General features: G+C 50.7%; 5 protein-coding genes. 3 read left to right on the top strand and 2 right to left on the bottom strand.

What is annotated here, in order from left to right:
* Window positions 1–141: 141 nt before the first annotated feature.
* Entirely contained in the window at window positions 142–1590 is a 1449-nt protein-coding gene (locus QZL66_RS10880; RefSeq protein WP_022411747.1) for an aminotransferase class I/II-fold pyridoxal phosphate-dependent enzyme, read from the bottom strand.
* A gap of 14 nt (window positions 1591–1604) precedes the next feature.
* Window positions 1605–2417, bottom strand: coding sequence for an adenosylmethionine decarboxylase (speD, locus tag QZL66_RS10875; RefSeq protein WP_226942500.1), 813 nt, complete (start codon window positions 2415–2417; stop codon window positions 1605–1607).
* A 436-nt stretch (window positions 2418–2853) separates the two neighbouring features.
* Here speD and QZL66_RS10870 point away from each other — a divergent pair, with 436 nt between their 5' ends.
* The 3 genes from QZL66_RS10870 to QZL66_RS10860 form a co-directional block, all read left to right on the top strand.
* On the top strand, window positions 2854–3087 hold the full coding sequence (locus QZL66_RS10870) for a tautomerase family protein (protein WP_022411745.1): 234 nt from the start codon (window positions 2854–2856) through the stop codon (window positions 3085–3087).
* Window positions 3087–3665: a Maf family protein gene (locus QZL66_RS10865; protein WP_022411744.1), complete on the top strand. Its 579-nt coding sequence runs from the start codon at window positions 3087–3089 to the stop codon at window positions 3663–3665. Before QZL66_RS10870 ends, QZL66_RS10865 begins: the two co-directional genes overlap by 1 nt.
* Before the next feature lie 7 nt (window positions 3666–3672).
* Window positions 3673–4797, top strand: a 1125-nt coding sequence (locus tag QZL66_RS10860) for a DUF4317 domain-containing protein (protein ID WP_293615085.1), incomplete at its 3' end; no start/stop codon positions are given.

Genomic DNA, 4797 nt, shown 5'->3' with positions numbered 1-4797 from the left:
GATTCTGACAACACAAATCTTTTTTACTAATCTCGGCACAACCTGTTGTCAGCTTTAAAACTGCACCGAGTAGTTAATTCGTCTTATCATTTCTATACCAATCCTTCCATTAATTCCGATTTGCTAAGCAAACAGTAGCCCCTACTTCTTCACCACATTCAATCTCGCAATCTCCATATCCTGCGGCCCGGTCAGAGAACAGCCCTTTTCCTTGGCGTACTGGATATAGTTCACAATATCCGCCGTAATGCGTTCGCCGGGGGCGAGAATCGGGATTCCCGGCGGATAGCACATGACAAACTCACTGCAAATTTCGCCCACACTCTGTTCCAGCGGCACAGCTTTTTTGTCCGCATAAAACGCCTGCTGCGGGGGGAGTGCCACGTCCGGAGCCAGATACTCGCTTTGCAGCATGCCGGTGGGGTCACCGCCGTACAGCCGCTTGATCTCCGACAACGCCGAGATCAGCCGTTCGATCTCCAATGCACGGTCTCCGGCCGTGACAATGGCAAGGATATTGCCGATGTCGCCGAACTCGATCTGAATGCCGTATTCGTCCCGAAGCAAGTCGTACACCTCAATGCCTGCCAGACCGGTGTTTCTGGTGTGGATGGAGAGTTTTGTCCGGTCAAACGCATAGAACGAATTGCCGTTGCAAAGCTCGTCTCCGTAGACATAATACCCGCCGATGCGGTTGATTTCCTCCCGTGCATAGTCCACATACTGCACCGCTTTTCGGTACATCTCCCGGCCATTCAGTGCCAGATTCCGCCGGGCAATATCCAGCGATACCATGAGCAGATAAGACGCACTGGTGGTTTGTGTCAGGTTGATGACCTGCCGCACATAGTCTGCATTTACGCTGTCTGCACAGAGCAGCATGGCGCTCTGTGTCAGAGAACCGCCGGTCTTGTGAATGCTGACAGAAGCCATGTCTGCACCGGCAGCCATAGCAGAACAAGGGAGATTCTCCCCAAAATAGAAATGTGTGCCATGTGCTTCGTCTGCCAGCAGCAGCATGCCGTGTTCGTGGGCAAGCTTTGCAATACGGCGGATATCCGGACAAACGCCATAGTAGGTCGGGTTGTTGACCAGAACCGCCTTGGCATCCGGATTTTCCAGAATGGCACGTTCCACAGCCTCCACGGACATGCCCAGCGGAATGCCCAGATCCTTGTTTTCGTCCGGATCGACATAGACGGGAATGGCACCATTGACAACCAGCGCATTGATGGCGCTGCGGTGCACATTGCGGGGCATGATGAGCTTTTCTCCCGCCTTGCAGACTGACATGATCATCGCCTGGGAAGCGCCGGTTGCGCCGTTGATGATGAAAAAGGCGTTGGCAGCGCCAAAAGCCTCTGCTGCGAGCATCTGGGCATCCCGAAGCACTGATACCGGATGACAGAGATTGTCCAGGTTTTTCATGGAGTTCACATCGATCTGTACACAACGGTCTCCCAGAAAATCGGCGAGTTCCTGATTGCCTCTTCCGCCCTTGTGTCCGGGAACGTCAAAGCGTACCACACGATTCAGTAGATGTTCTTTCAGCGCTTCCATCAAAGGTGCATCCTGCTGTGTCCATTTCATAATCGCAAGCCTCCTCAGTAGATATTTCTGCCGCTGAAGATCTCTATCATTTCCCGACGGAGGCGGTTGGTGATATCCAGTCTGACACGGGGATCCAGTTCATAGGCATCGGTTTTAAACAAATAGTTTTGCAGCTCCAGTTCCTTGATGAGCATGCGGGTGTGGAAAATATTGGACTGATAGACATTCACATCCTGTACGTCATACCGCATCAGAATTTCCTCGCTGATAAAATCCTGAATGGAGGTCATATCATGATCCATAAAGCATTTTTTTCCGGAGACATCCCGTGTAAAACCACGGACACGATAGTCAATGGTGATGATGTCCGAGTCAAAGCTGCGGATGAGGTAGTCCAAAGTACTCAGCGGAGAAATTTCGCCGCAGGTGGAAACGTCGAGATCTACCCGAAAGGTGGTGACTTCATTGTCCGGATGGCTCTCCGGAAATGTGTGTACAGTGACGTGGCTCTTGTCCAGATGTGCGTGAATGTCACGGCGCTGGAGAAAAGAAGAGCCGTGGTTGCAGGAGGCATCCATATTTTCCGGCGGTACAGAACCCTCGGCGATGAGCACATTCACCGAAGCACCTTGCGGTTCGTAGTCTTGCTTGGAGATATTCAGAACAGTTGCGCCGATCATCTCTGTGACATCGCAGAGAATGTTGGTCAGACGTTCCGAGTTGTACTGCTCATCAATATATCGGATGTAATCCTGTTTTTCCCGCTCTGTCTTTGCATAACATACGTCAAAAATGTTAAAGCTCAGCGTTTTGGTGAGATTGTTAAACCCATATAAAGCCAGCTTTTTTTCCAACCCTATCATCACAGCCTTCCTGAGGTGCTGTCTTTCAAAGCAGCGCCTGAAAAAATAAAAGTAAAGTCAGGGCAACGCTGCACAAAACCTGTGCATAACATGCGCCGGCAGATTGCGTGCAAAGCCGACAGGCGGACTTTGTGCGGTGTTGCCTCCGTATCCAATCAGCAGAAAGAACCTGTTCTTTCAAACAGATTCTTTCTGTGTGCAGAAGCCGTTTCTTTGCGAAAAACGAGCACTCATAATCAAACACAATTGTACCACATTTTATAGAAAAATGCAATGGAATTTGCAAAAGTTTTTTGAGAAACTCACAAAACATTTTCTTTCGAAGATTTTGGCGAAATCCATCTGCTTTTTCAGCGCTTGCATTCTCCTGAAAAGTGTGCTATAATAAGTTTGTTCAACAACCGGTGCTGCGCCGGAATATTTTGAGGAGGAATCATTTATGCCGCATATCACCATTAAAATGCTCAAGGGAAGAACTGATGAACAGAAAAAGAAGGCAGCTGATCAGGTTGCTGCTGCGCTGGTAGAGGCAATCGGCTGCAATCCGGATCACATCTCCGTTGCTGTCGAGGACTTTACACCGGTAGAATGGCAGGACGAATTCCGCAAGGAAGTCACAGAGAGCAGCCATATCTACAAGGAACCGAACTACGACCCCAAGGACGTGCTGTAATGGGGCTGATCTTAGCTTCAGCTTCGCCACGGCGGCAGGAATTGCTGCGGCTGATTACGGAGGACTTCACGGTTTTTCCGGCAGCCGTAGAGGAATCCCTGCCGCCTGCGTTGTCTGTACTGGACGCAGCACAGTATCTCGCCCGAAAAAAAGCGTGCGCCGTGGCGGAGCAGTATCCGGAACATGTGGTGCTCGGCTCTGATACCACAGTGGTACTGGGAAACGGGATACTGGGGAAACCGGGCACGCCGGAGCGTGCGGCAGAAATGCTGCGCATGCTCTCCGGGAAAACGCATCAGGTCGTGACCGGCGTAGCATTGGCAAAGGGAACACGTGTGGTGTCGTTTCAGACGGAAACAGAAGTGACGTTCTATCCGCTGACAGAAGCGCAGATTCAGAACTACGTGGCGACGAGAGAACCGTTGGACAAAGCAGGCGGCTATGGCATTCAGGGACGTGGCGCATTGCTGGTGGAAAAAATCAACGGTGACTTTTATAGCGTTGTGGGACTTCCTGTAGCAGCAGTTTCCCGTGCGCTGCGTGCATTTTCCGGCGCAGAATCACAGAAAGGAATCTGAATATTCGATGAATAAAAAAGAACTCTCCGAGATTCGCAAGAACTTCTCGGAAACCAGCGATCTCTTTGTCCTAAATCATGTAGTAACGGCATTTGTAGACATGGACAAGAACATCCGCTGTCAGAGCATCCGCCCGTACCACAGCATTCCCTCCGAGGAAAATGAGTGCCTGATGGCAACGCTGAAGCGGGTGCTCTCCGGTACTCTGGGAAAGGGTTTGCTGGAATATGAATTTCCGAACGAGGCATACGAAGAGGGCGGAAGTCAGGCGATTCTGTACGAGGCATTGAACACCAAGCTAACAGACGAGAATGCCGTTTCCGTTTTGCTGGAACAGATCGTGCACAACATGGATTACGTTTCCAACTATGCGATTCTGCTGGGACATTGTACTTATACGGTATTCCGGAAGTCCAAGAGCGATGAAATCGACCCCTATCAGAGCGAGGAATATCATTTCCTGATCGCTGCAATCTGCCCCGTAGAGGTGCGGGTTGACGGCTTGATCTATAACGAGGACGACAACGCCATTGAAAAGAAGAACATCTACGATAGAATTGTTGCGGAAATTCCGACAGACGGATTCCTGTACCCGACATTTACAGGAAGAGGGCCAGATGTCAACCATGTGCTGTATTCCGCCCACAAGCCGAAAGAAGTAAACGTCAGCATCGTGGAAAATGTGCTGGGATGTACGTTTACCAGAACGGCACAGGAACAGAAGGAGACGTTCCAGAACCTCCTGCAAGAATATGTGGCGGATGAACTGAACTACTCTGTGATTACCAGTGTGAATGACAAGCTGCGGGATATTGCAGCGGAGTACGCCAACGATCCGGATATCCCTGTGATTGATGACATTCACGTGCGGGATGTTCTGCTGGACTCCGGCGTCAGCCACGAATGTGCCGAGGCAGTGCAGAAAGCATATCGGGAGGAAACCAAGGATAGTCCCATTGCCGTCAGCAATCTTGTGGAAAACAAGACGACGATCAGTCTGGACGGTGTCACTGTTTCCATTGGCAAGGATGCCACTGGAAAAGTGCGGACACAGCTGGTCAATGGCAGACGCTACCTGCTGATTGATCTGGATGATCCGGCAGTGCAGATCAATGGCTTGACCGCACGGATC

The sequence above is a fragment of the Ruminococcus sp. CAG:330 genome (assembly GCF_000437175.1).
In the GTDB taxonomy this organism is placed as follows: Bacteria; Bacillota; Clostridia; order Oscillospirales; family Ruminococcaceae; genus Ruminococcus_C.
This window is presented reverse-complemented; position numbering and strand designations above follow the sequence as displayed.

What these genes read in the sequence shown, in the direction of transcription:
- QZL66_RS10865 (WP_022411744.1), top strand. Translation starts at nt 3,087, where the DNA reads ATGGGGCTGATCTTAGCTTCAGCTTCGCCACGGCGGCAGGAATTGCTG.
- QZL66_RS10880 (WP_022411747.1), bottom strand. Translation starts at nt 1,590, where the DNA reads ATGAAATGGACACAGCAGGATGCACCTTTGATGGAAGCGCTGAAAGAA.
- QZL66_RS10870 (WP_022411745.1), top strand. Translation starts at nt 2,854, where the DNA reads ATGCCGCATATCACCATTAAAATGCTCAAGGGAAGAACTGATGAACAG.